Origin of the sequence: Streptomyces sp. B21-083, assembly GCF_036898825.1 — a bacterium.
Taxonomy (GTDB): Bacteria; Actinomycetota; Actinomycetes; order Streptomycetales; family Streptomycetaceae; genus Streptomyces.
Map to the genome: position 1 here is coordinate 2,088,210 of NZ_JARUND010000002.1, position 23,582 is coordinate 2,111,791.

The 23,582-nt window shown below is 71.1% G+C and carries 19 protein-coding genes; 4 read left to right on the forward strand and 15 right to left on the reverse strand.

Features of this window, described 5'->3' with window-relative positions; translation table 11 throughout:
* Positions 1 to 8: 8 nt before the first annotated feature.
* The 6 genes from QA861_RS33320 to pyrG form a co-directional block, all read right to left on the reverse strand.
* Positions 9 to 602 (reverse strand): hypothetical protein, encoded by a 594-nt coding sequence (locus tag QA861_RS33320; RefSeq protein WP_334592364.1) that lies wholly within the window; start codon positions 600 to 602, stop codon positions 9 to 11.
* The gene (locus tag QA861_RS33325) at positions 587 to 1,723 is read right to left on the reverse strand and encodes a ParA family protein (RefSeq protein ID WP_334592365.1); all 1,137 of its coding nucleotides are present in this window, start codon (positions 1,721 to 1,723) and stop codon (positions 587 to 589) included. Before QA861_RS33325 ends, QA861_RS33320 begins: the two co-directional genes overlap by 16 nt.
* Before the next feature lie 434 nt (positions 1,724 to 2,157).
* Positions 2,158 to 3,273 carry an alanine dehydrogenase gene (gene ald / locus QA861_RS33330; protein WP_334594927.1) on the reverse strand — a complete coding sequence of 372 codons (1,116 nt, stop codon included), beginning with the start codon at positions 3,271 to 3,273 and terminating at the stop codon, positions 2,158 to 2,160.
* Positions 3,274 to 3,416: 143 nt separating this feature from the next.
* A complete protein-coding gene (locus QA861_RS33335; RefSeq protein ID WP_334592366.1) occupies positions 3,417 to 5,513 on the reverse strand; it encodes a tetratricopeptide repeat protein in 2,097 nt (698 codons plus the stop codon).
* A 171-nt stretch (positions 5,514 to 5,684) separates the two neighbouring features.
* The gene (locus QA861_RS33340; RefSeq protein ID WP_334592367.1) at positions 5,685 to 6,314 is read right to left on the reverse strand and encodes an NUDIX domain-containing protein; all 630 of its coding nucleotides are present in this window, start codon (positions 6,312 to 6,314) and stop codon (positions 5,685 to 5,687) included.
* Positions 6,315 to 6,439: 125 nt separating this feature from the next.
* Entirely contained in the window at positions 6,440 to 8,122 is a 1,683-nt protein-coding gene (gene pyrG, locus QA861_RS33345) for a CTP synthase (protein WP_334592368.1), read from the reverse strand.
* 530 nt (positions 8,123 to 8,652) lie between these two features.
* Between pyrG and QA861_RS33350 the strand changes: the two genes are divergently transcribed.
* The 3 genes from QA861_RS33350 to QA861_RS33360 all read left to right on the forward strand — a co-directional run bounded on the left by QA861_RS33350 (position 8,653) and on the right by QA861_RS33360 (position 13,699).
* Positions 8,653 to 10,455, forward strand: coding sequence for a glycoside hydrolase family 15 protein (locus QA861_RS33350; RefSeq protein ID WP_334594928.1), 1,803 nt, complete (start codon positions 8,653 to 8,655; stop codon positions 10,453 to 10,455).
* Positions 10,456 to 10,606: 151 nt separating this feature from the next.
* The gene (locus QA861_RS33355) at positions 10,607 to 11,989 is read left to right on the forward strand and encodes an FAD-binding oxidoreductase (RefSeq protein ID WP_334592370.1); all 1,383 of its coding nucleotides are present in this window, start codon (positions 10,607 to 10,609) and stop codon (positions 11,987 to 11,989) included.
* A 66-nt stretch (positions 11,990 to 12,055) separates the two neighbouring features.
* Positions 12,056 to 13,699 (forward strand): PucR family transcriptional regulator, encoded by a 1,644-nt coding sequence (locus QA861_RS33360; protein WP_334592371.1) that lies wholly within the window; start codon positions 12,056 to 12,058, stop codon positions 13,697 to 13,699.
* Positions 13,700 to 13,721: 22 nt separating this feature from the next.
* On the opposite strand, the gene QA861_RS33365 is transcribed toward QA861_RS33360, so the two are convergent.
* The 5 genes from QA861_RS33365 to QA861_RS33385 form a co-directional block, all read right to left on the reverse strand.
* A complete protein-coding gene (locus QA861_RS33365) occupies positions 13,722 to 14,852 on the reverse strand; it encodes a glycosyltransferase family 4 protein (protein WP_334592372.1) in 1,131 nt (376 codons plus the stop codon).
* A gap of 228 nt (positions 14,853 to 15,080) precedes the next feature.
* On the reverse strand, positions 15,081 to 16,823 hold the full coding sequence (recN, locus tag QA861_RS33370; RefSeq protein WP_334592373.1) for a DNA repair protein RecN: 1,743 nt from the start codon (positions 16,821 to 16,823) through the stop codon (positions 15,081 to 15,083).
* Positions 16,824 to 17,014: 191 nt separating this feature from the next.
* Positions 17,015 to 17,920 (reverse strand): NAD kinase, encoded by a 906-nt coding sequence (locus QA861_RS33375; RefSeq protein WP_334592374.1) that lies wholly within the window; start codon positions 17,918 to 17,920, stop codon positions 17,015 to 17,017.
* Entirely contained in the window at positions 17,917 to 18,732 is an 816-nt protein-coding gene (locus tag QA861_RS33380; RefSeq protein WP_334592375.1) for a TlyA family RNA methyltransferase, read from the reverse strand. The genes QA861_RS33375 and QA861_RS33380 overlap by 4 nt, the downstream gene beginning before the upstream one ends.
* A 7-nt stretch (positions 18,733 to 18,739) precedes the next feature.
* Positions 18,740 to 19,060 (reverse strand): hypothetical protein, encoded by a 321-nt coding sequence (locus tag QA861_RS33385; RefSeq protein WP_334592376.1) that lies wholly within the window; start codon positions 19,058 to 19,060, stop codon positions 18,740 to 18,742.
* A gap of 42 nt (positions 19,061 to 19,102) precedes the next feature.
* On the opposite strand from QA861_RS33385, the gene QA861_RS33390 reads away from it, so the two are divergent.
* A complete protein-coding gene (locus tag QA861_RS33390) occupies positions 19,103 to 19,450 on the forward strand; it encodes an alkyl sulfatase C-terminal domain-containing protein (RefSeq protein ID WP_334592377.1) in 348 nt (115 codons plus the stop codon).
* Here the strand turns inward: QA861_RS33390 and QA861_RS33395 are convergent.
* The 4 genes from QA861_RS33395 to QA861_RS33410 form a co-directional block, all read right to left on the reverse strand.
* Positions 19,434 to 20,318 (reverse strand): ABC transporter ATP-binding protein, encoded by an 885-nt coding sequence (locus tag QA861_RS33395; protein ID WP_443041613.1) that lies wholly within the window; start codon positions 20,316 to 20,318, stop codon positions 19,434 to 19,436. The genes QA861_RS33390 and QA861_RS33395 overlap by 17 nt on opposite strands.
* On the reverse strand, positions 20,315 to 21,388 hold the full coding sequence (locus QA861_RS33400; protein ID WP_334592379.1) for a FecCD family ABC transporter permease: 1,074 nt from the start codon (positions 21,386 to 21,388) through the stop codon (positions 20,315 to 20,317). Before QA861_RS33400 ends, QA861_RS33395 begins: the two co-directional genes overlap by 4 nt.
* Positions 21,385 to 22,428, reverse strand: coding sequence for a FecCD family ABC transporter permease (locus QA861_RS33405; RefSeq protein ID WP_334592381.1), 1,044 nt, complete (start codon positions 22,426 to 22,428; stop codon positions 21,385 to 21,387). Before QA861_RS33405 ends, QA861_RS33400 begins: the two co-directional genes overlap by 4 nt.
* Before the next feature lie 70 nt (positions 22,429 to 22,498).
* Entirely contained in the window at positions 22,499 to 23,527 is a 1,029-nt protein-coding gene (locus QA861_RS33410; RefSeq protein WP_334592382.1) for an HAD hydrolase-like protein, read from the reverse strand.
* Positions 23,528 to 23,582: the final 55 nt, after the last annotated feature.

Here is a 23,582-nt window from a genome sequence, read left to right on the forward strand (position 1 = left end):
GGCTACCGCTAGCGGCCGCGCAACCGTCGTACGAGGATGCTCGCGTCCCCACGGGATTCGAGATCCGCGAGCACCACCGCGACCGCCTCGCGCACGATCCGCCCGCGGTCGACCGCGAGTCCGTGCTCGCCCCGCAGCACGAGACGCGCGTGCTCCAGGTCCATCAGCTCCTCGGCGGAGACGTACACCGTGATCTTCTCGTCGTGCCGCTCGCGCCCGCTGGGCCGCCGCGAGGGGGCCCGGCCGCGCTTGCGGGACGCCGACACCGACTGCGGCGACGGCCCCTGCTGTCCGGAGGCAGAACCTTCCTGCTCGCCCTGGCGCCGCATCGAACGCTCCGCGGCGGCCCCTCGGCTGCGCGACGACTCCCCGGCCGGGTCGACGCCGGCGGCGACATGCTCGTCACCGTCGCCGTCGCCACCCTGGACGGGCACCGAGTGCGGCGCGTCCTCCGAGGCGGCGGCCCCGTCGCTCTCCCCGGCGGGACCCGGAACCCGGGCCTCGCCGTTGGCCTGGCGCCTGGGAGTGGACGACTGGAGCGCCATGCCCCCGGTGGTACGGAACAGTTCGTCGGCCCCCGGCAGACTCACTCGGCGTGACACCGGGCGAGCACCTCCCTGGCGAGCTGGCGATAGGCGGCGGCACCGACGGAGTTCGAGGCGTACGTGGTGATCGGCTCACCGGCGACCGTGGTCTCCGGGAAGCGGACCGTGCGTCCGATGACCGTGTGGTAGACGTGGTCGTCGAAGGCCTCGACGACACGTGCGAGCACCTCACGGCTGTGCACCGTGCGCGAGTCGTACATCGTGGCGAGGATGCCGTCGAGCTCAAGTTCCGGGTTCAGCCGCTCCTGGACCTTCTCGATGGTCTCCGTCAGCAGCGCGACACCGCGCAGTGCGAAGAACTCGCACTCCAGCGGCACTATCACCCGGTGGGCGGCCGTGAGGGCGTTCACGGTGAGCAGGCCTAGCGAGGGCTGACAGTCGATCACGATGTAGTCGTAGTCGGCCATGAGCGGCTTCAGGGCGCGCTGGAGCGTCGACTCGCGCGCGACCTCCGACACCAGCTGCACCTCGGCCGCCGACAGGTCGATGTTGCTCGGCAGCAGGTCCATGTTCGGGACCGCGGTCTTCAGCAGGATCTCGTCCACGGACATCCCCCGCTCCATGAGCAGGTTGTAGACCGTCAGGTCGAGTTCCATCGGGTTCACACCGAGGCCCACCGAGAGGGCGCCCTGCGGGTCGAAGTCGACCAGCAGGACCCGGCGTCCGTACTCCGCGAGCGCCGCACCCAGGTTGATGGTCGACGTGGTCTTGCCCACGCCGCCCTTCTGGTTGCACATCGCGATGATCGTCGCGGGGCCGTGACTGGTCAGCGGACCCGGGATCGGGAAGTAGGGCAGCGGGCGTCCGGTGGGGCCGATGCGCTCACGGCGCTGACGGGCCGCGTCGGGCGCGAGCGTGGCCGCGTACTCCGGATCGGGCTCGTACTCGGCGTCGGGGTCGTAGAAGTGCCCGTCGGGCAGTTCGTCGTAGTCGGCGAAGTGGTTGTGGACCCCGCCACTACCGTCGCCGGCCCTGGCGTTCACGTGATGACCATCCATGCTCATGTGTCCTGGCCGAGTCACCTGGGACATCTGGTGACCTTGGTGGGCTGCGAAGGTGCGGACCGCGACGGAGCCGACAGCCGCGAGCCCCGTGGGGCCCGATCCCCGCGCCGGCATTCCTGGTTGACCACCCCCGGGAGTAAATGTCGACTCATTCACAAGTCGTCTTACCTCCTTGGTGACCAGGAAACTTCTCGATAGGTCAGCGTGGCACCATGCCGACGGTTGGCGACTCTATGGCGTGTCGGCCGTTCGCAGCAACACAATCCGCCGTACCCGGCCCGATGTGTCGGCAATGAAACATCCCTCTGTCAAGGGCGTACGGCCGTCGCACGGCAGGGTTCACCGGTGCGCGAATCGGTTGAAGCGTTACGTTCGAGGCGAGTTGAACGAGTGTCGCAAAGTGACCATACACACATCCGGCCGAACCTTGTCGGGCAAGGTCCGGCGGGGTGCGGGGCGTTGACGACCCCTGTTGACGTATCGCCTTTTACCCGTTGATGACTTGGTCGTTTAGTCGACCGGGAGCCCCGGCGGGGCGGCCCTGAACGTCAGCCGAGCAGTGTCTCCAACTCCGCGTGCTCCAGCCCGTGCGCCTCTGCGACCTCCCGGTAAACGACCTTGCCGTCATGGGTGTTGAGGCCCCGGGCGAGGGCGGGATCGCGACGCAGCGCCGCCACCCAGCCACGGTCGGCGAGTTCCACGATGTACGGCAGCGTGGCGTTGGTGAGCGCGTAGGTCGAGGTGTTGGGCACCGCGCCGGGCATGTTGGCGACGCAGTAGAAGACCGATCCGTGGACCGGGAAGGTCGGTTCGGCGTGGGTCGTGGGGCGCGAGTCCTCGAAGCAGCCGCCCTGGTCGATCGCGATGTCGACGAGAACACTCCCCGGCTTCATCCGCGACACCAGCTCGTTGGTGACCAGCTTCGGGGCCTTGGCGCCGGGGATGAGCACCGCGCCGATGACGAGGTCGGCGTCCAGGACGGCCTTCTCCAGCTCGAAGGAGTTGGACATGATGGCCCGGACCTTGGTACCGAAGACCTTGTCGGCCTCGCGCAGCTTGTTGATGTCGCGGTCGAGCAACGTGACGTGGAAGCCCATGCCGACGGCGATCTGCGTGGCGTTCCAGCCGGAGACACCGCCGCCGATGACGACAGCCCGCGCGGGCTGCGTGCCGGGGACGCCGCCGGGGAGCACGCCACGTCCGCCGACCGAGCGCATCAGGTGGTAGGCGCCGACCTGCGGGGCCAGCCGGCCGGCGACCTCCGACATCGGGGCGAGCAGTGGCAGGGCGCGGCCGGGCAGCTCGACGGTCTCGTAGGCGATCGCCGTGGTGCCGGACGCGACGAGCGCGTCGGTGCACTCCTTGGACGCGGCCAGGTGCAGGTAGGTGAAGAGCGTCTGGTCCTTGCGGAGGCGGTGGTACTCCTCGGCGATGGGCTCCTTGACCTTCAGCAGCAGGTCGGCGGTGGCCCACACCTCGTCGGCCGTGGGCAGGATGCGCGCACCGGCGGCCACGAACTCGTCGTCCGTGATCGAGGAGCCGACACCGGCGTTCCGCTCGATGACGACCTGGTGGCCGTGGCGCACCAGCTCGTGCACGCCGGCCGGGGTGATGGCGACGCGGAACTCGTTGTTCTTGACCTCGCGGGGGATGCCGACCTTCACGTCGATCACGGTCCTTGGCTCAGAGGATGCGGGGGCATAGCAATACATACCCGGACGTGCGGGGGCACACCAGGAGACCGCAGGAGAAGGCGCGGTAGAGCCAGTCTAATGAAGGCGTTCTCGGTGTCTAGCCTTTCAATGCATCAATCTTCGACTGATGCGCTACGGATTTCGTAGGTGTTAGCGTCGTGTTCCAGGTCAGGTTCGCCTTCGAGGATCTCCGGCCCGCTCTCCTGAGGGTCCGGCTCGTCGCCCAGCAGCCGCTCGGCGGCGCTCCGGTGCAGTCGCGCCGCCACCGGATCCCCGAGGTGCTCCAGCGTGTCCGCCAGCCGCAGCTGAAGCGCTCCCTGCAGCCGTACGTCGTCGGCGCGGCGGGCCCAATCCACCGCCTCCTGGCAGGTACGCAGCGACTCCTCGGGCCGCCCCGCGTACTCCTGGACCCGCGCCAGCTCGCTCAACGCCCGTGCCTGCGCGCCCACATCACCGTTCTTGCGGTGACCTGCCACCGCGGCACGCCAGTTGCGCAGCGCCTCGCCGTAACGGCCCGCGTAGGTGTGCGCGGTGGCGATACGGCCGTACAGCCGGGCGGCGTCCTCGCGCTCGTCGCGTGCCAGTCGCTGGGCGAGCGCACGCCCGTACCAGTCGGCGGCGCGGTCGTAGTCCCCGAGCTCCTGGTGTGCGCCCCCTACGGATTCCATCGCGCGCCCGGTCGCGTACGGGTCGTTCGCCTCGCGTCCGGCGTCCAGAGCCGCCCGGTAGCGGATCAGCGCATCGCCCGTTCGGCCGGTCCGCGCGTCCAGGTCGGCGAGGTTCAGCAGGGCGGCGGCCCGCTCGCGGGGCAGTTCGCGGCGCTCGGCGACGTCGAGGACGAGACGGTGGACGCCGTACAGGTCGGGCGCGGCGGCCTGGGTTCCGACGTGCGCGACCATGGCCTTGACCAGGGCGGACATCAGGCGTCTGGCCAGGGTGTCCAGCTCCCCGTCGGCCACGGCGAGGCGGGCCGCGGCGAGCAGGGCGGGCCTTCGGATGGTGAGCCAGTCCGCCGCCGCCCTCGGGTTCGGGAAGCGCAGCGCGCTGGGCATGCCGAGAAGCTTCTCGCGGGCCAGTGGGCTGTCGGTCTCGGTGATCGCCCGGCAGGACACCAGCAGCCGTACCGTCCGCTCCAGCATCCGGGCCCGGGCCAGCTGGAGCTCGGCCGGGCGGTCCTGGGACACCGCGAGAGGGCGTAGGAGGGGCATCAGGCAGCCGGGGACCTCGTACTGCGGCAGCGGCGAGTCCACGGCCGTCAGAAGGCTCAGGGCGACGAAGTCGTCCAGGGTGGCGCGGGCGCCGCCGACCGAGCAGCCGGCCAGCGCGGAGGCCGTCTGCGGGTCGACCAGGCCGCCGGGGGCGAGGGCGAGCAGTCGCAGTGTCCGGGCGGCCGGGGTGGGCAGCGACGCGTACACGAGGCGGAACACGCGGCTGAGGGCGGTGCCCTCGTCGCCCTCGGCGTGCAGCTGCTTGGCGAGGTCGGAGACGGCCGCCTTGGGCCGGGCCTCCAGCCAGCCGCCGGCCAGCATCAGTGCGGCGGGCTGCCCCTGGCACACCTCGGCGAGGGCTTCGGCGGAGCGCGGGTCCACGGTGACGCGCACCGACCCGGTGAAGCGTTCGAGCAGTTCCACGGCGGACTTGGTGTCGAGGCCGCCCAGCGTGCACGGCCGGACGTCGGAGATCCCGGTCAGCGGGCCCCCGGAGACGGCGACGGCAAGACAGTCCGGGTTGTCCGGCAGGAGCGCGTCGACCTGCTCGGCGTCGGCCGCGTCGTCGAGCAGGAGCAGCATCCGGCGGTCGGCGAGCGCGTCGCGCAGCGCCTCGGACAGTTCGTCCTCGTCGGCGCCGGGCGGGGTGGGCAGCTCCAGGGCGGTCAGCAGCTCGCGGGCGGTGCGTTCGGTGGGCACGCGCGTGCCGTCGGGCTCGGTGAGCCGGGCGCGCAGCACACCGTCCGGGTAACTGTCCGCGACCTGGCGGACCAGTTCCTCGGCGAGCGCGCTGCGGCCCGATCCGGGCTTGCCGGCGATGAGGAGCACGCGCGCGCGGGGAGCCTTCCGACCCGCGAGAGTGTCGAGTCCGGCGCGCTCGATGTCGGCGCGCAGTTCCTTCAACTCTCTTGTCCGGCCGAGGAACTGACTGTCCGTAGGAACGGGCGACCGATCGTTTCCGGACAGCTTCGTGCCGTCTGCGTCCACCGCCTGATCCGTCACGGGCCACACTCCCGTCCACCTGCACGCGCAAGCCCGCCGGGACTCCGGTTCGGGCGTTTCCAGAGCCTAGTTCACGCTCTGCGACGATCTGTGCGGAGCGCGGCGGGCAGGTCGCCCGATCGGATCAGCCGATGGTCACACCGGGCGCGGCAGCTGGCCCCTACGGGCGCCTCAGGCCTCGAAGGGCCGGGCCGGCCACGCCGCGTCGGCCGGGCGCAGCGAGTCGAGTCCGTCGCCCTTCTCGGCCGCCACCAGCGAAAGGACGCCCACGACCAGGCAGTTGCTGTGCACTTCGCCGGCGAGGACACCCCGGACCAGTTCCTCGACGGACACGCGCGCGTACTCCATGTCGGCCTCCTCGTCCTCGACCTCGAAGCGCTCCCCCTCGGCCTCGGACAGATTCCGGGCCAGGAAGATCCGTACGGCCTCGTCGCAGCCGCCCGCCGTGGGGTAGACGTCGGTCAGCACCCGCCAGTCCTCGGCCTTGACGTGCGCCTCCTCGTACAGCTCGCGCTGGGCGGCGTGCAGCGGGTTCTCGCCAGGTACGTCGAGCAGGCCGGCCGGGATCTCCCACATCCGTTGGCGCACGGGGTGGCGGTACTGCCGGATCAGCAGGACCCTGCCTTCCGCGTCGAGGGCGAGGACGCCCACGGATCCTGGGTGGACCTGGTAGTCCCGGCCCACGACCGAGCCGTCGGGCATGACCACCTCGTCGGTGCGCACGGAGGTCTTGTTGCCCACGAAGGGGGTCTCCGTCGCCCGGATCTCCCACTCCTCCGGAGTGTCCTTGATGGTGGTCATGTCGACTCGTCCTCCCGCATCCCGCGTCCCGCCCCGTACACAAGAAACCGGCCCCGGAAGCCGGCACAGAAAACCGGGGCACGCACCCCCAAAGGCGCGCACCCCGGTCACCGTACAGCCTGGCGTTACTTGCCCGTCTTGCGCCGGACGGCGGCCTTGACGAGGCCGGCGAAGAGCGGGTGGGGGCGGGTGGGGCGGGAACGCAGCTCCGGGTGGGCCTGGGTGGCCACCAGGTAGGGGTGGACGTCGCGCGGGTACTCGACGTACTCCACCAGCTTGCCGTCCGGGGAGGTGCCGGAGAACTGGAGACCGGCCCGCTTCTCCAGTTCGGCGCGGTAGCTGTTGTTGACCTCGTAGCGGTGGCGGTGGCGCTCCTCGACGTACTCCTTGCCGTCGTACACCTCGCGCACGATGGAGCCCTCGGCGAGTTTGGCCGGGTACATGCCCAGGCGCATCGTTCCGCCCATGTCGCCGTCGCCCGCGACGATGTCGAGCTGCTCGGCCATGGTCGAGATGACCGGGTGGGCGGTGGCGGCGTCGAACTCGGTGGAGTTGGCGTCCTCGATGCCGGCCAGGTTGCGGGCCGCCTCGATGACGATGCACTGCAGGCCCAGGCACAGCCCCAGCAGCGGGATCTTGTGCTCGCGGGCGTACTGGATCGCGCCGACCTTGCCGGACACACCACGGTCGCCGAAGCCGCCCGGGATGCAGATCGCGTCCACGTCCTCCAGCTGCTTCTTGGCGCCCGCCGGGGTCTTGCAGTCGTCCGAGGTGACCCACTTGATCTTCACGCGCGCGTGGTTCGCGAACCCGCCCGCGCGGAGGGCCTCGGTGACCGAGAGATAGGCGTCGGGCAGGTCGATGTACTTGCCGACCAGAGCGAGGTTGATCTCGTGGGCGGGGTTGTGGACGCGGTCCAGGAGGTCGTCCCACGTCGTCCAGTCCACGTCCCGGAAGGGCAGGTCCAGCTTGCGGACCACATAGGCGTCCAGGCCCTCGCGGTGCACGGTCTTCGGGATGTCGTAGATCGAACGGGCGTCGGGACAGGCGACGACCGCGGCCTCGTCGACGTCGCACATCAGGGAGATCTTGCGCTTGATCGCGGTGGGGACCTCGCGGTCGCAGCGCAGCACGATCGCGTCCGGCTGGATACCGATGTTCCGCAGGGCCGCCACGCTGTGCTGGGTCGGCTTGGTCTTCAGCTCGCCGGAGGGGCCGATGTAGGGCAGCAGCGAGATGTGCACGACGAACACGTTGTCGCGGCCGACCTCGTGGCGGACCTGACGCACGGTCTCCAGGAAGGGCAGCGACTCGATGTCGCCGACCGTGCCGCCGACCTCGGTGATGACGACGTCGACCTCGTCGGTGGCCATACGGCGGATGCGGTGCTTGATCTCGTTGGTGATGTGCGGGATGACCTGGACGGTGTCGCCCAGGTACTCGCCGCGCCGCTCCTTCGCGATCACCGTCGAGTAGATCTGGCCGGTGGTGACGTTGGCCGAGCCGTCGAGGTCGCGGTCGAGGAAGCGCTCGTAGTGGCCGATGTCCAGGTCGGTCTCGGCGCCGTCGTGAGTGACGAACACCTCGCCGTGCTGGAAGGGGTTCATCGTGCCGGGGTCGACATTGAGGTAAGGGTCGAGCTTCTGCATCACGACACGCAGGCCGCGCGCCTTGAGGAGCATGCCGAGGCTGGAGGCCGTCAGACCCTTGCCGAGTGAGGAGGCGACACCCCCGGTGACGAAGATGTGCTTGGTCGTCGTGGCGGTGCTGTTTCGAGCTGTGCCATTTCGAAACGAAGCGGGTGTCATGGCCAAGGCGGGGCTCCCGTGGTCGCGGTCTGGGGTGCGGTACGGCCGCCCGGCCCGGAGCTTTCCGGGTTTTCAGGGGAGGATCCGTCGCTGCGGTTCGGGGGTTTCGTGCCCACCGGTCCACGGGCTACCAGGGTATCAGCGACCCGAGGAGATGGCTTCCGGCCACGCTCCGCGCACACGCGGACACGCATCCCGTACACGAGTCACCATCACCCTGTCCGGCGCTCACCCGAAACAGTGCCCGCTCACCAGAGCTTCACTCGTTCAGCGGACCCGGGTTCTCCGGAGCGGCACGCGGACCGTCTGAGTGCGTCGTATGCTCCTCGGACACTCGCTGCCGAGCCCTTCCGACAACACGGCACCACCCCCGCCCGTGACACCGGAACAACGAGCGCTCGTCAGTCCGTTGAGCAAAGATTGGTGTTTGCTTCACCGCTCAACGATGCTGGACAACGAACCCTTGACCGCAAGATCGAGACCCCCGTTTTCCTTTTGGGGGCGACGTGGCCGTTCGACTGGAGTTGCACGTGGCCGGGCTCATCGAAGACTACGCACTCATCGGGGACATGCAGACTGCCGCGCTGGTCTGCCGGGACGGCACAGTCGACTGGCTGTGCCTGCCCCGCTTCGACTCCCATGCCGTCTTCGCGGGACTGCTCGGCACCGAGGAGCATGGCTTCTGGCGCCTCGGTCCCGCGCACGCGGCGGACGCGAAACCCCCCGTGGCGGCCCGTCGCCGTTACCGGGGCGACTCGCTGATCCTCGAATCCGAGTGGGACACCCCACGTGGCACGGTCAGAGTGACCGATTTCATGCCCCCTCGCGACGGCGCCCCGCAGCTGATCCGCATCGTGGAGGGCGTCAGCGGCCGGGTGCCGATGCGTTCGGCCCTGCGCATGCGGTTCTCGTACGGTCGTGTCGTGCCGTGGGTGCACAAGCACGAGGGGCGGACGGTCGCCGTCGCGGGCCCCGACTCGGTGTGGTTCGACACCACCGCGGAGACCTACGGCAAGTCGCTGACGACGTACGCCGACTTCACGGTGGCGCCGGGTGACCGGATCGCGTTCACCATCTCCTGGGAGCCCTCGCACAAGCAGCCGCCCGCGCTGCCCGAGCCCGAGCAGTCCCTCGACGCCACCGAGGATTTCTGGCGCGAGTGGGTCGAGCAGTGCACGTACCACGGCCCCTACCGGGAGGCCGTCGTCCGCTCGCTCATCACGCTGAAGGCGCTGACGTACGCGCCGACCGGCGGCATCGTGGCCGCGCCGACCACCTCCCTCCCGGAGGACATCGGCGGCGTACGCAACTGGGACTACCGCTACACCTGGCTGCGCGACGCGGCCATCACCCTCTCCTCCCTCCTGCGCACCGGCTACCGCGACGAGGCCCGCGCCTGGCGCGAGTGGCTGCTGCGCGCGGTCGCCGGCGACCCGGAGAACCTGCAGATCATGTACGGGATCGCGGGCGAACGAGAGCTGGGCGAGGCCGAGTTGGACTGGCTTCCCGGCTACGAGAACTCGGGCCCCGTCCGGGTCGGCAACGGCGCCGCGCACCAGCTCCAGCTGGACGTGTACGGCGAGGTCACCGAGGCCCTGCACCTGGCCCATATGACGGGTCTGGCCCGCAACGACTACGCCTCCCTGCTCCAGCTGAAGCTGATCCGCTATCTGGAGCAGCACTGGGACGAGCCCGACGAGGGCATCTGGGAGGTGCGCGGTCCGCGCCGCCACTTCGTGCACTCCAAGGTCATGGCCTGGGTCGCGGTGGACCGGACGATCAAGCTCATCGAGTCCGGCGACGCGGACGGCCCGCTGGAGAAGTGGCGCGAGCTGCGCGACGACATCCACCGGGACGTGTGTGAGAAGGGTTACGACAAGGAGCGCAACACCTTCACACAGTCGTACGGCTCGAAGGAACTGGACGCCTCCCTGCTGCTGATCCCGCAGATGGGCTTCCTGCCTCCCGACGACAAGCGCGTCATCGGCACCATCGAGGCGATCCAGCGCGAGCTGTCCACCTCGGACGGCTTCATCCTGCGCTACCCGACCTCGGGCGGCGAGGAGAACCTCGACGGCCTCCCCGGCGACGAGGGCGCGTTCCTGGCCTGCTCGTTCTGGATGGCGGACGACCTGGCGATGATCGGCCGCGTCGACGAGGCCCGCAAGCTCTTCGAGAAGCTCCTCGACCTCCGCAACGACCTGGGCCTGCTGGCCGAGGAGTGGGACCCGCGACTCAAGCGCCAGGTGGGCAACTTCCCCCAGGCCTTCAGCCACGTCCCGCTGATCGACACGGCCCTGAGGCTGACGGCTTCGGGGGCGTACGGCGGCTAGAAACTCACGCCCGGCAAACCGCGCCCCGGTTTTCAGGGGCGCGGGGAACTGCGCGATCAGCCACGAGGGCGCCGCACCTCAAAGCGGCGCAATCGTAACCAAGCGCCTACCCTGGAAGCACATAAATGCCCCCTATCGGAAGGGGGCCGCCATGGCTTCCCCCTCAAAGGCGGGCACAGCCCTCTCCGCGCTCCGCGAAGACCTCACCGGCGACGTACTCGCCCCGGGCGACCCCGGATACGACGACGCCCGCACCGTCTTCAACGCCATGATCGACAAACGCCCCGCAGTGATCGCGCAGTGCGTGGACGAGGCCGACGTGACCCGTTCCGTGCGCTTCGCCCGCGATCTGGACCTGCCGATCGCGGTGCGCGGCGGCGGCCACAGTGTGGCGGGCATGGGCCTGAACGACGCGGGTCTGGTGATCGACCTGCGCCGGATGGACGAGGTGACCGTCTACCGCGCGGCGCAGTCGGTACGGGTCCAGGGCGGGGCGCTGATGAGCCACCTGGACCGGGCGACCCAGCCGTACGGGCTGTCGACCACCGGCGGCCGGGTCTCCACGACCGGCGTCGCCGGCTTCGTGCTCGGCGGCGGCAGCGGCTGGCTCGACCGGACGTACGGCCTCGCCGTCGACAACCTCATCGGGGTCGACCTGGTCACCGCCGACGGCACCGCGGTCCACGCGAGCGCCGAGCAGAACCCGGAGTTGTTCTGGGCGCTGCACGGTGGCGGCGGAAACTTCGGGGTCGCCACCTCGCTCACCCTGAGACTGCACGAGATGCCCGCCTTCTCCGTCGCGCTGCTGCTCTACCTCCCCGAGTTCGGCCCCGAGGTCATCCGCACCTACCGCGACGTGATCGAGGCCGGCCCGGTCGAGGCGAGCGGCGGGGCCATTTATCTCACCGCCCCGCCCGAGGAGTTCGTCCCACCGCATCTGGTCGGACATCTGCTGTGCGGCGCACTGCTGACGTACACGGGTGCCGAGGACGACATGCGCAAGCTCGCAGAGCCGCTGCTCTCGCTGCCGCACGAGGTGGAGATCGTCACCGCGATCCCGTACGCCGACTTCCAGTGCATGCTCGACGACCCGCCCGACATGCGGAACTACTGGTCGGCCGAGTACCTGACGGGCGCGCCCGACGAGTTCGTGGACGCCTTCTGCGCTCTCGGGGACGCCGTTCCCGTGCCGACCGGCACGCAGAGCGCGCTGTTCCCGCTCGGCGGGGCCATCGCCGACGGCCCGTCCGAGTACCCGGTCCCCTACCGGGACGCCCAGTGGGCCGTGCACCCCTTCGGCTGCTGGGAGGATCCGGCGGACGACGAGCGCTGCGTCCAGTGGGTCCACGACGTCCGTAGCCGCGTCCGCCCGTGGAGCACCGGCGCGGTCTATCTCAACTTCATCGGCGACGAGGGCGCGGAGCGCGTGATCGCGGGCCTGGGCGCCGAGAACACGCGCCGGCTGGCGTCGGTGAAGCGCCAGTACGACCCGGACAACGTGTTCCGCTTCAACCACAACATCGTTCCGGCGTAGCCGGGCCGCGCGTGCCGTTGACGCGCGGATCGTCAGTGCTGCGTAGGTGCGGGTAGCGTCCGCTGCATGGACAGCCGTACGGACAGCCGTTTCGCGACCCGGGGCGCCGGCATCACCGTGCAGCGGGCGCTCGAACTGCCGGGGCTGCGCAGCGGGCTGCCGGAGGTCCTGGCGGGCGCCGACCGGCTGCGGCGGACCGTCCGGTGGGTGCACGCGGGCGAGGTCCCGCACATCGCCTCGCTGCTCAAGGGCGGCGAACTGCTCCTGACGACCGGCTACGGGCTCGGCACCCGTCCGGCCGAGCAGCGCGCGTTCGTCCGTACGCTCGCCGAGCGGGACATCGCGGCGCTCGTCGTGGAGCTGGGCCCGCGCTTCACCCGGCTGCCCGCGGCCCTCGTGGAGACGGCCCGCGCGACCGGTCTCCCGCTGGTCCAGCTGCACCGCGAGGTGGCGTTCGTGGCCGTCACCGAGGAGATCCACACCGAGATCGTCAACGGCCACTACGCACTGCTCCAGCGGGCCGAGGAGATCCACCGGCGCTGCACGGAGGCCCTGCTCGGCGGCGGCGGTGTCCCACAGGTCCTCGGCATCCTGGCGGACTTCAGCGGCAACCCGGTGTTCCTGGAGACGGCCGACGGCCAGCTCCTGTACGCCGCCGGAGCCGGCCCCGAGGGCGCCGACCCGCTCCAGGTGTGGGAGGGCCTGCGCACCCAGCCCAAGGACGCGCCGCCGCCCGCCGGTTCCGCTCTCGTCGACGTCCCCGGGGGCGGCCCCGGCACCGGGTCGGTCCGCGCACGGCTGGTCCTGCTTCCCGTCCTCGAACCCCTTGCCCTCGTGCACCGTATGGCCGCCGAACGGGCCGCGGGCATCCTGGCCGTCGTCCTGATGCAGGCCCGCCAGGAGGAGGAGCTGGCGGCGCGTGGCCGCGGCGACTTCCTCACCGACCTCGCCGAGGGCCGTGTCGACGCGGAGGCCGCGCCCGCGCAGGCCCGCGTTCTCGGCTTCCGGCCCGGCGCCGGGCCGTTGCTGCCCATGGTGATGCGGCTCGGCGACACACTCACCCCGGGCGGGGGCTGGGCGGTGCTGGCCCGCGCGGTCACCGAGGAGCTGGCGTCGGTCGGTGTGCCGGTACTGCTGGGCGTACGGCCGGTGGAGGGCCGGGTGCCGCTGCTGGTGGGCCTGCGCGCGGAGTCGGAGCGCCCGGCGGTCGCCGACCGGGTCGCGACGGCGCTGCGGGCGGGTGTGGAACGCGCGGGGATGCAGCGGCCTGGCGCCCAGCCGCCGGTCGTCGTGGTCGGGGTCGCCGGCGGCTGGGCGGCGGCCTCGGCGGGGCTGCGCCACGCGGCGGAGACGGCGACGGCGGCCCAGGGGCTGCCGGACCGCCCGTGGTACGACGCCCGCCGCCTGGACATCGACCTGTTGCTGTGGCGGCTGCGCGACCACCCGGACCTGGCGGCCTTCGTGGAGCGCGCGATCGGTCCGCTGCGCACCCACGACCACCGCTCCAAGCCGCCGTTGCTGCCCACCCTGGAGACGTATCTCGCCCATGCGGGCCGCAAGGCGGAGACGGCCCGAGAACTCCACCTCAACCGCCAGACCCTCTACAACCGCCTCGCACGGATCGGGGAGTTGCTGGGCACCGACCTGGACGACCCGCAGACCGTACTGGCGTTGAGTTTGGCGCTACGGGCCCGCAGACACCTGCCCTGACCCCGGGCTTGCGCCCGATCCCTCAGGGCAGCGGCCGGGGCTGCGTGAACTCGTCGTAGACACTGAGCACTTGGGCGACGGTCTCGTCCTCGGTGGGCCAGGTGGCGATCTGCCGGACGCCCCGCTCCCGGAGGAGATCCCGGCGCTCAGGGTCACCGAGAAGCCGTACGACAGCCCTGCCGAGCGCCACCGCGTCGCCGTAGGGGACGAGTTCGGCCGCGTCCCCGACGAGCTCCGGAACGCCTCCCACGGCCGTCGCGATCAGCGGCACGCGCGCGTGGAGAGCCTGCTGTGCGAGAACGGAGCGCGACTCCCAACGGCTGGGCAGCAGGGCGAGGTCGGCGGCGAACAGCAGTTCGCTCACGTCGTCGCGCCGCCCGATGAGCCGGACGGGCAGCCCCTCGTTCTCGATGCGGCCCTGCAACTCGGCCCGCAGCGGCCCCTCCCCCGCGATCACGAGGAGCGGCGCCGGATCGAGACCACGCCACGCGTGTACGGCGTCCAGCAGGACGTCGTACCCCCGGTGCCGGTCGAGGGAGCCGACGGACATGAGCAACGGACGGTCCGTGGCGCCGAGTTCGGCCCGTGTCTTGGACCGGTCGGACTCGTCCCGCCCGACGGCCCCACGCGGGGCGGACAGCGCCACGGCGGACAGCCGGACATCCCGGGCCCCGCGCCGCCGGGCCCGGTCGACGAGGTCGGAGGAGGTTCCCAGGACGACGGCGGCGGTCTTCACGACCCGCCGCTCCAGCACCCTCAGCAGTTGGGCGCGCGGCCCCTCGGCGTACGCCCGGTTGTGCCAGGTGACGACGAGCGGAGTGCGCCGCCCGCTGAGCGCGAGGGCGGCCCGGAAGGAGGCGTGCAGCCCGTGCGCGTGCACCAGGTCGGCGTTCGAACAGGCCGCGCGCAGCGCCGCCACCGAGCCGGGATCGCTGCTGCGCGGGATGGGCACGTGTTCCGCGCCGGCGCCCGTGAAGTCGTAGGCGCTGTCGGCGTCGGAGGGGGCGCACACGATGACCCGCACGCCTCTCGCGACGAGCCCCGCCGCCAGCGAACGCACGTGCGCGCTGCTGCCGGCGTTGCCGCCGCCGAGCACCTGAACGGTGCGCAGCGGCGACTGACCGTGCGGTGAGTGGCTGCTCGCGAGGCTCACGTGGCCGGGGGCTCCTGGTTCGGCGTCGGGCGGTCACGAAGAAAGGACACGGAGAAACGTACAGAAGGTTTGGGCGGAAGGGGTGTACCGCGCTGCTTTCTCCGTGTACGGGGGTATCCGTACTCCTTCAAGGATGCCAGTACGTACGGGTGTTCCGGACCAAGGAGGGGTGGGGCGGGTCACTCACTCGGGTGAGAGAGACCCCACTAAACGTCAGCTGTTCGAACGTCAGCCGTCCGCCCGGGCCGCCGCCAGCAATTCCTCCGCATGCGCCCGCGCCGTCTCCGAGTCCTCCTGCCCTGCCAGCATCCGCGACAGCTCCCGTACCCGGTCCTCGCCCTCCAGCACCTTCACGCCGGACCGGGTCACCGATCCGTCGTTGGTCTTCTCCACCAGCAGCTGCCGGTCGGCGAACGCGGCGACCTGCGGCAGATGCGTCACGACGACGACCTGCGCGCTCTTCGCCAGCTTGGCCAGGCGACGCCCGATCTCCACGGCCGCCTTGCCGCCCACCCCGGCGTCCACCTCGTCGAACAGATAGGTGGGCACCGGGTCGGTCCCCGCGAACACGACCTCAACGGCCAGCATCACGCGCGACAGCTCACCTCCGGACGCTCCCTTGGCGATGGGCCGGGCGGGAGCCCCGGGATGGGGTGCGAGGAGCAGCTCGACCTCGTCAGCGCCGGACGGCCCGTAGGCGACCGTGCGGCCGTCGACCTCGACGCCCTCGGGGTCCTCCGTCTGCCGGATGTCGAACGACACGCGCGCGTGGGGCATGGCCAGCGAGGCCAGCTCGGCGGTCACGGCGGCGGCGAACCGTGCGGCCGCCTCCGTCCGCGCGTCCGTCAACGCCTGTGCCATCCCGCCCAGTTCGCCGCGCAGCACGTCCCGCTCGACGGTCAGCTCACCGATCCGCTCGTCGTCGCCGTCGAGTTCGAGCAGCCGCGCGGAGCCCTCCTCGGCCCACGCCAGCACACCGGCGACATCGGAGCCGTACTTCCGCGTGAGCGCGGTGAGCGCGGCCCGCCGTTCCTCGACGGCCGCCAGCCGCAGCGGATCGGCGTCCAGGTCGTCGGCGTACCCCGCCAGCTCCCCGGCGACGTCCCCGAGGAGGATGCCGACCTCGCCGATCCGGTCGGCGAGCGCGGCCAGGGCCGAGTCGTGCGACCGTACGGCCTCCAGGGCCCGGTGGGCGCCCGCGACAAGCGTGGCGGCGTCGATGCCCTCGGGGTCCTCGGGGTTGCCGGCGAGGCCGGCGTGGGCGACGGTCGCGGCCGAGGCCAGCGCCTCCGCGTGCCCGAGCCGCTCCGCTTCCTCGGAGAGTTCGGCGTCCTCACCGGCCCGTGGCTCCACGGCGGCGATCTCGTCGAGCCCGTACCGCAGCATGTCGGCTTCCTGGGCCCGCTCACGCGCGCGCGTGGTGATCTCGTCCAGCTCGTTGGCGACGGCCCGCAGCCGCCGGTAGGCCTCCCCGTACTTGGCGAGTGGCGCGGCGACCGCGTCCCCCGCGTACCGGTCGAGCGCCGCCCGCTGCCGGGACAGCTTGAGCAGCCCCTGCTGGTCGGTCTGCCCGTGCACGGCCACCAGCTCGTCGGCCAGCTCGGCCAGCACCCCCACGGGCACCGACCGGCCGCCCAGATGCGCCCGGGAGCGCCCCTCGGCGGAAACGGTACGGCTGATGAGCAGCGCCCCGTCGTCCAGCTCGGCACCGGCCTCCTCGGCCCGTACGACGGCCGCCCCGCCCGGGGGCACGGTGATCCGCCCCTCCACGACCGCGTTCTTGGCCCCGATCCGCACCAACGCCGCGTCAGCCCGCCCACCGAGCAAAAGCCCCAGGCTGGTCACGACCATGGTCTTTCCCGCACCGGTCTCACCGGTCACGGCGGTAAAGCCGGGCGACAACTCGACGACCGCGTCGTCGATCACGCCGAGCGACCGTATCCGCATCTCCTCCAACACGAACACGACCATACGAGGTCAGCCGCTCAATGTGCGACGCCCCCCACCTCGAATGAGAGAACCCGCAGGTAACGAATGACTATCGGCCTCCACATGTCACCCAGGGGAGTGGCACGGCCCCGACAGGGGCGCGGGGAACTGCGCGAACGACCACAGCGCACCCGCACCCGCCGACGAACCCGTTCCACCCCCCACAAACCGCGTCAGTGAGGCGCCCCCCGCCACCCGGAAACAGGCAACGCGAACTTGGCGACCAGCCGATCGGTGAACGAAGCATGATGCAGCCGGGCCAACCGAACCGGCACAGCCCCCCGCCGAACCTCCACCCGCGCCCCGGGCGGCAACTCGACAGTCCGCCGCCCGTCACACCACAGCACACCCGGCGGAATATGAGGCAGAACCTCCACAGCCAGCACAGAATCCGGCGACGTCACCAACGGCTTCGCGAACAGCGCGTGCGCACTGATCGGCACCATCAGCAGTGCCTCCACCTCGGGCCACACCACAGGCCCACCCGCGGAGAAGGCATACGCGGTCGACCCGGTGGGCGTCGACAGGCAGATGCCGTCACACCCGAACCCGGTCACCGGCCGACCGTCGATCTCCAGGACGACCTCGAGAAGCTTCTCCGCGGACACCTTCTGCACGGCCGCCTCGTTCAGCGCCCAGTCGGTGTGCACGATGTTGCTGTTCTGGCTCACGACGACGTCGATGGTCATCCGTTCCTCGACCTCGTACGCCTTTGTCACCACCCGGTCGACCACTTTGTCGAGGTCGTCGCGCTCGGCCTCGGCGAGGAAGCCGACGCTACCGAGGTTGACGCCGAGCATCGGCACCCCGGACGCCCGGGCGAACTCGGCGCCGCGCAGCAGCGTGCCGTCGCCGCCCAGCACGATGAGCAGCTCGCAGCCGTCGAGGCACTGTGCGGTGGCCTCCTCGATCAGCTCCACCTCGGGCGGCAGCGGCAGGTCGGCCGCCTCGGCCGCGAGGACCCGCACTCCGAGTCCGGAGCGCACCAAGCCCTCGACCACGAGTTCGGCGCTTCTGATCGCGGCCGGCCGCCCGGTGTGGGCGAGCAGGAAAACAGTACGATCTCGGGTCTGAGTCAACGAGGCCCCTCCGCCACTGCACGGTCGACATCGGCCGGGTCGAGTTCGGGTGCGCCGGCCCGCAGCCACAGAAAGTACTCGACGTTCCCCTTCGGCCCGGGCAGCGGGCTGGCGGTCACGCCCCGCACCCCGAGCCCCAACTGCCCTGCGCGGGTGGCGACTCCGCGTACCGCCTCGGCACGCAGTTCGGGACTGCGTACGACTCCTCCACTGCCCAGCCGTTCCTTCCCCACTTCGAACTGTGGTTTGACCATCATCACCAGGTCGGCATCAGGTGCCGCGCACCGCGCAAGGGCGGGCAGCACGAGACCGAGCGGGATGAAGGACAGATCCCCCACGACAAGATCCACTGGTTCCCCATCGATCGCTTCGAGCGTCAACTCGCGTACGTTCGTACGGTCCTTGACGGTGACGCGTTCATCGCTTTGGAGAGACCACGCGAGTTGGCCGTACCCCACGTCGACGGCGACGACGTGCGCCGCACCGGCGCGCAGGAGCACGTCGGTGAATCCGCCGGTGGACGCGCCCGCGTCCAGCGCCCGCCGGCCGCCGACCTTCAGTCCCTGCGGGACGAAGACCTCCAGGGCGCCGGCGAGCTTGTGGCCGCCCCGGGAGACGTACTCGGGATCGTCGTCGTCGGTCACGACGACGATCGCGGCGGCGGTCTCCACCTGGGTGGCGGGCTTCGTCGCGACGGTCTTGCCGACGGTGACCCGCCCGGCGGCGATCAGCTGGCTCGCGTGCTCGCGCGAGCGGGCGAGCTTCCGACGCACCAGCTCGGCGTCAAGGCGGTGGCGTGCCACTCCTGCCACGTTCGGTTCAGCTCCTATTGCCGTACGTCGATGGGGGCGCCGGAGGTCCCGGGCGGGCGTCGAGCGCGGTGAGCGTGTCGCGCAGCCCCCGGTGTACATCCTCGTACACCTCGACATGACCGTCCGTGGCGAGGTGGTCGGCGTCACCGAGCCGGCCGAGCAGGGCGTCGACGTCGGCGTCGCCCGTGGGGGCGCGGGGGAGGTCCAGCGGGGCCGGCGCGGCGGGGTCCGCCTCGGGTTCGACGGCCGCTTCCGCGACCGCGCCAGGAACCGGATCCGGAACGGGAGTCTCCGCCGGGCCCGGGGCCAGGGGCACTGAGTCGTTCATGCCCCGACGCTACCCCGAACGGCTGAGGTACCGTCGTCCGCGATGGCCACGATTGAGGAGTGCCGCAGCGCACTCGACAAGCTCTCGGACAACATGGCGGGCGCGAGCGGGGACGTACGCGAGGCGGCGGCCCTGGACCGTTCGCTGAGCTGCCGTATCACCGACCTGGACGTCACCTTCGTAGGACGCCTTCGGGGCGGCCGTATCGAGGTGCGGGACACCCTCCAGGGTCCGCCCCGGGAGAAGGCCGAGATCCGGCTCACCATGACCGGCGACGACCTGCTGGCGATGGTCGCCGGGGAGCTGAACTTCGCGAAGGCGTGGGGCTCGGGCCGGGTGAAACTGGAGGCCGGCCTGCGGGACCTGTTCCGCCTCAGGAAACTCCTGTAGCCAGCCTGCTACGGACCTTGCGCGCGGCCGGCACCACCAGTGGCGTCCCCGTCTCCGGATCGTCGATGACCTGGCAGCGCAGCCCGAACACCTCCTCGACCAGCCCGGCGGTGACGATGTCACCCGGCGCGCCCTCGGCGATGACGGCGCCCTCGCGCAGCGCGATCAGGTGTGTGGCGTAGCGGGCCGCGTGATTGAGGTCGTGCAGTACGGCGACCAGGGTCCGGCCCTGTTCCTCGTGCAGCTCGGCACAGAGGTCGAGGACGTCGATCTGGTGCTGGATGTCGAGGTAGGTCGTCGGCTCGTCGAGCAGCAGCAGCGGTGTCTGCTGGGCGAGCGCCATGGCGATCCACACGCGCTGGCGCTGGCCGCCGGAGAGTTCGTCGACATATCGACCGGCGAGTTCGGCGACGCCGGTCGACTCCATGGACTCCCGTACGATCCGCTCGTCGTCGTGGGACCACTGGCGCAGGATGCCCTGGTGAGGGTAGCGGCCCCGGCCCACCAGGTCGGCGACGGTGATCCCGTCGGGCGCGACCGACGACTGGGGCAGCAACCCGAGGGTCCGCGCGACCTTCTTCGCGGGCATCGACTGGATGACCTGCCCGTCGAGCAGCACCCGGCCCTCACTCGGCTTCAGCATCCGCGACAGGGCCCGCAGCAGCGTGGACTTGCCGCAGGCGTTCGGGCCGACGATGACGGTGAAGGAGTTGTCGGGGATCTCCACCGACAGCTGCTCGGCGATCACCCGCTGGTCGTAGGCGAGGGTGACGCTCTCTGCGGACAGGCGGTTCACGGTGTGGGTGCCCTTCTCGACGTTCTCGTTCACTGGACCGCTCCCGGTCGGCTCGTTCGCCGGCCCGCTCATATCCGGCCCGCCTTCCGCTCGGTGACCAGCAGCCACAGCAGGTACACCCCGCCGAGCACACCGGTCACCACCCCCACGGGCAGCTGGTCGGCGCCGAAGAGCCGCTGCGAGGCCCAGTCGGCCACGATCAGCAGGGTGGCGCCCATACACATGGACGCCACCAGGTTGGGGCCGGGCGAGCGGGTCAGCCGCCGGGCGAGCTGCGGCGCGGTCAGCGCCACGAAGCCCACGGGACCGGCGGCGGCCGTGGCGGCCGCGGTGAGCAGCACGGCGGCCAGCATCAGCACCAGTCGTACGCGCTCGACGCGCACTCCGAGGGCGTACGACACGTCGTCGCCCATCTCCGTCATCCGCAGCCCGCGCGCGTTCGCGAGCGCCACGGGTACGAGGACCGCGCACAGCCACAGCAGCGGCCAGACCTGGTCCCAGCCACGCCCGTTGAGGGAGCCGGTCATCCACACCACCGCGCGGGCCGCGTCGACGAGGTCGGCCTTGGTGATCAGGTAGCCGTTGACCGCCGTGACGACCGCGGAGACCCCGATGCCGACGAGCACCAGCCGGTAGCCGTGCACGCCCTGCTTCCAGGCCAGCAGATAGATGGCGAGCCCGGTCACCAGCCCGCCCACGAGCGCCCCGGCGGTGACCTGGGCAGCGCTCCCCGAGAACAGCACGATCACGACCAGCGCACCCGCTGTCGAGCCCTGACTGAGACCGAGTACGTCCGGACTGCCCAGCGGATTGCGGGAGATGGCCTGGAACAGGGCACCGCCCAGCCCGAGCGAGGCCCCGACCAGCAGCCCGACCAGCACCCGGGGCAGCCGCAGTTGGTTGACGATGAACTCCTGGCCGGCGTTCCCGTCGCCCAGCAGCGTCCTGAGGACGTCGCCGGCCGGGATCGGGAAGTCGCCGGTACCGATCAGCACCACGCTCGCGGTGAGCGCGGCCAGCAGCAGCGCCACGACGACGACCAGCGCACGCACGTCGAGGCGGACGGAAAGGCCCCCCGGTACCCGTACGAAACGTCCTGCGCCGGCGCCTCCCCGGCCGGGCCGGACAAGGTTGCTCTTCACAGCTGCGCCGTCCTCCGCCGTCGTACGAGAAAGATGAAGACCGGCCCGCCGATGACCGCGGTGACGATCCCGACCTGGAGTTCGGCGGGCCGGGCGACCATCCGCCCGATGACATCGGCGCCCAGCAGCAGCACCGGTGACAGGACGGCGGCGTACGGCAGGATCCAGCGCAGGTCGGGGCCGGTGAAGGATTGGACGACGTGCGGAACCATCAGCCCGACGAAGACGATCGGTCCGCAGGCGGCGGTCGCGGCCCCGCACAGCACGGTCGCGGCGGCCATGGACAGCGCGCGGGTGCGGTTCAGGTTCGCACCGAGGGCGCGGGCGGTGTCGTCGCCCATCGCCACGGCGTTGAGCGGCCGGGCGAGCAGCAGCGCGAGGACGGTGCCGACGACGATGAACGGCAGGACCTGCGTGATGGTGTCGTCGGTGGCCGAGGCCAGCGACCCGACCGTCCAGAAGCGCATCCTGTTGAGCGCGGCGTCGTCCGTGATCATCACGGCCTGGAGATAGCCGTAGAGCGCGGCGCTGATCGCGGTGCCCGCGAGAGCGAGCCGCACGGGCGTGGCACCCCGGCTGCCACCCAGGAACCAGACCAGCGCGCCGACGGCGGCGGCTCCGAGGAACGCGAACCAGACGTAGCCCTTGAGTGAGGTGACGCCGAAGAAGGTGATGGCGGTGACGACGGCCGCCGAGGCGCCCGCGTTGATGCCGAGCAGTCCGGGATCGGCCAGCGGGTTGCGGGTCAGCGCCTGGAGAACGGCTCCGGACAACCCGAGTGCGGCACCGGCGAGGAGGCCTAGGAGGGTGCGCGAGACGCGCTCGCCCACGACGACGTCGCCATAGGTCCCCGAGTCCTGGAACAGGCCGTGCCAGACCTGCTCCAGGGACAGCTCCTTCGCGCCGATCGCGATGCTCGCGAGGGCGACGAGAAGCAGGATCCCCAGCGAGACGACGAGCCCGACGGCCCGTATCGCCCGACGTTTCGGGGGCGCGGGGGCGGTCTCCGCGCGAGGTTCAGGAGGGCTGTCGACAAACACAAGGTTAGGTTAGCCTACCCTCGCTATCGCCTCGTTGCCTGTCCCTGGGCGCGCCCCGAGCCTCCTTCCCTCACAACCCCAGCCGCGCCAGCGCCTTCCCTCCGTCCAACGCACACGTGCCGTCCCCCGCGGCCGTCCAGGCCGCCGCGCACAGCGCGCGAAGCCCGTCGAGCGCTTCCCCGTCCCCTGTCAGCTCCAGCCGCTTCTCCCCCGCGCTCGCCGTCCATCCCCCGCACCGGAAACCGTCGCCCTCGTCCGTCACGTCGGGCTGCCCGGTCAGCAGCCCCCGCAGGTCGGCGTCGACATAGGTGGGCCGGTGCTGCGGCGGCGCGGCCAGCAGCTGCGCGCCGTCCGCCACGCCGGTCAGCACGAGCAGCGAGTCGACCTCCCCGTTGAACGCGCCCTCGATGTCCGTGTCCATCCGGTCCCCGACGACCAGTGGACGCTCGGCCCCTGTCCGCAGCACGGTCTCCCTGTGCATCGGCGGCAACGGCTTGCCCGCGACCTGCGGTTCGGCCCCGGTCGCGATGCGTACGACCTCCACCGCGGCCCCGTTGCCCGGCGCGATCCCGCGCGCGCTCGGAATCGTCAGGTCGGTGTTGGACGCGAACCAGGGCACCCCGCGCGCGATGGCATAGCACGCCTCGGCGAACCGCCCCCAGGGCAACTCGGGCCCGCCGTACCCCTGCACGACAGCCACCGGCTCGTCCTCGGCCGACTCCACGGGTTCGAGCCCCCGCTCGCGCAGTGCGACCCGGAGTCCCTCGCCGCCGATCACCAGCACACGCGCGCCCGCCGGCACCTGGTCGGCGATCAACCGGGCCACGGCCTGCGCCGAGGTGATGACGTCCGAGGCCTTCGTCGCTATGCCCAGCTCGGTGAGGTGCTCGGCCACCGCGTCCGGGGTGCGCAACGCGTTGTTGGTGACATAGGCGAGCCGCATCCCACCGTCCCGCGCGACACCGAGCGACTCGACGGCGTGCACGATCGCGTTGCCCCCCGCGTACACCACCCCGTCGAGGTCGAGCAGCGCCGTGTCGTACGCCTCACTGAGGGTCCGCGCACTGCCTCCGGGCCGCGTCCTGACGGTCTGGCTCATTGTGCATCGCTCCTCGCTCGACCGGCTTTCCCCCGATCATCCCCCATGCCACTGA

What these genes read in the sequence shown, in the direction of transcription:
- QA861_RS33325 (WP_334592365.1), bottom strand. Translation starts at nt 1,723, where the DNA reads ATGCCGGCGCGGGGATCGGGCCCCACGGGGCTCGCGGCTGTCGGCTCC.
- QA861_RS33340 (WP_334592367.1), bottom strand. Translation starts at nt 6,314, where the DNA reads ATGACCACCATCAAGGACACTCCGGAGGAGTGGGAGATCCGGGCGACG.
- pyrG (WP_334592368.1), bottom strand. Translation starts at nt 8,122, where the DNA reads ATGACACCCGCTTCGTTTCGAAATGGCACAGCTCGAAACAGCACCGCC.
- QA861_RS33355 (WP_334592370.1), top strand. Translation starts at nt 10,607, where the DNA reads ATGGCTTCCCCCTCAAAGGCGGGCACAGCCCTCTCCGCGCTCCGCGAA.
- QA861_RS33360 (WP_334592371.1), top strand. Translation starts at nt 12,056, where the DNA reads ATGGACAGCCGTACGGACAGCCGTTTCGCGACCCGGGGCGCCGGCATC.
- recN (WP_334592373.1), bottom strand. Translation starts at nt 16,823, where the DNA reads ATGGTCGTGTTCGTGTTGGAGGAGATGCGGATACGGTCGCTCGGCGTG.
- QA861_RS33385 (WP_334592376.1), bottom strand. Translation starts at nt 19,060, where the DNA reads ATGAACGACTCAGTGCCCCTGGCCCCGGGCCCGGCGGAGACTCCCGTT.
- QA861_RS33390 (WP_334592377.1), top strand. Translation starts at nt 19,103, where the DNA reads ATGGCCACGATTGAGGAGTGCCGCAGCGCACTCGACAAGCTCTCGGAC.
- QA861_RS33395 (WP_443041613.1), bottom strand. Translation starts at nt 20,318, where the DNA reads ATGAGCGGGCCGGCGAACGAGCCGACCGGGAGCGGTCCAGTGAACGAG.
- QA861_RS33410 (WP_334592382.1), bottom strand. Translation starts at nt 23,527, where the DNA reads ATGAGCCAGACCGTCAGGACGCGGCCCGGAGGCAGTGCGCGGACCCTC.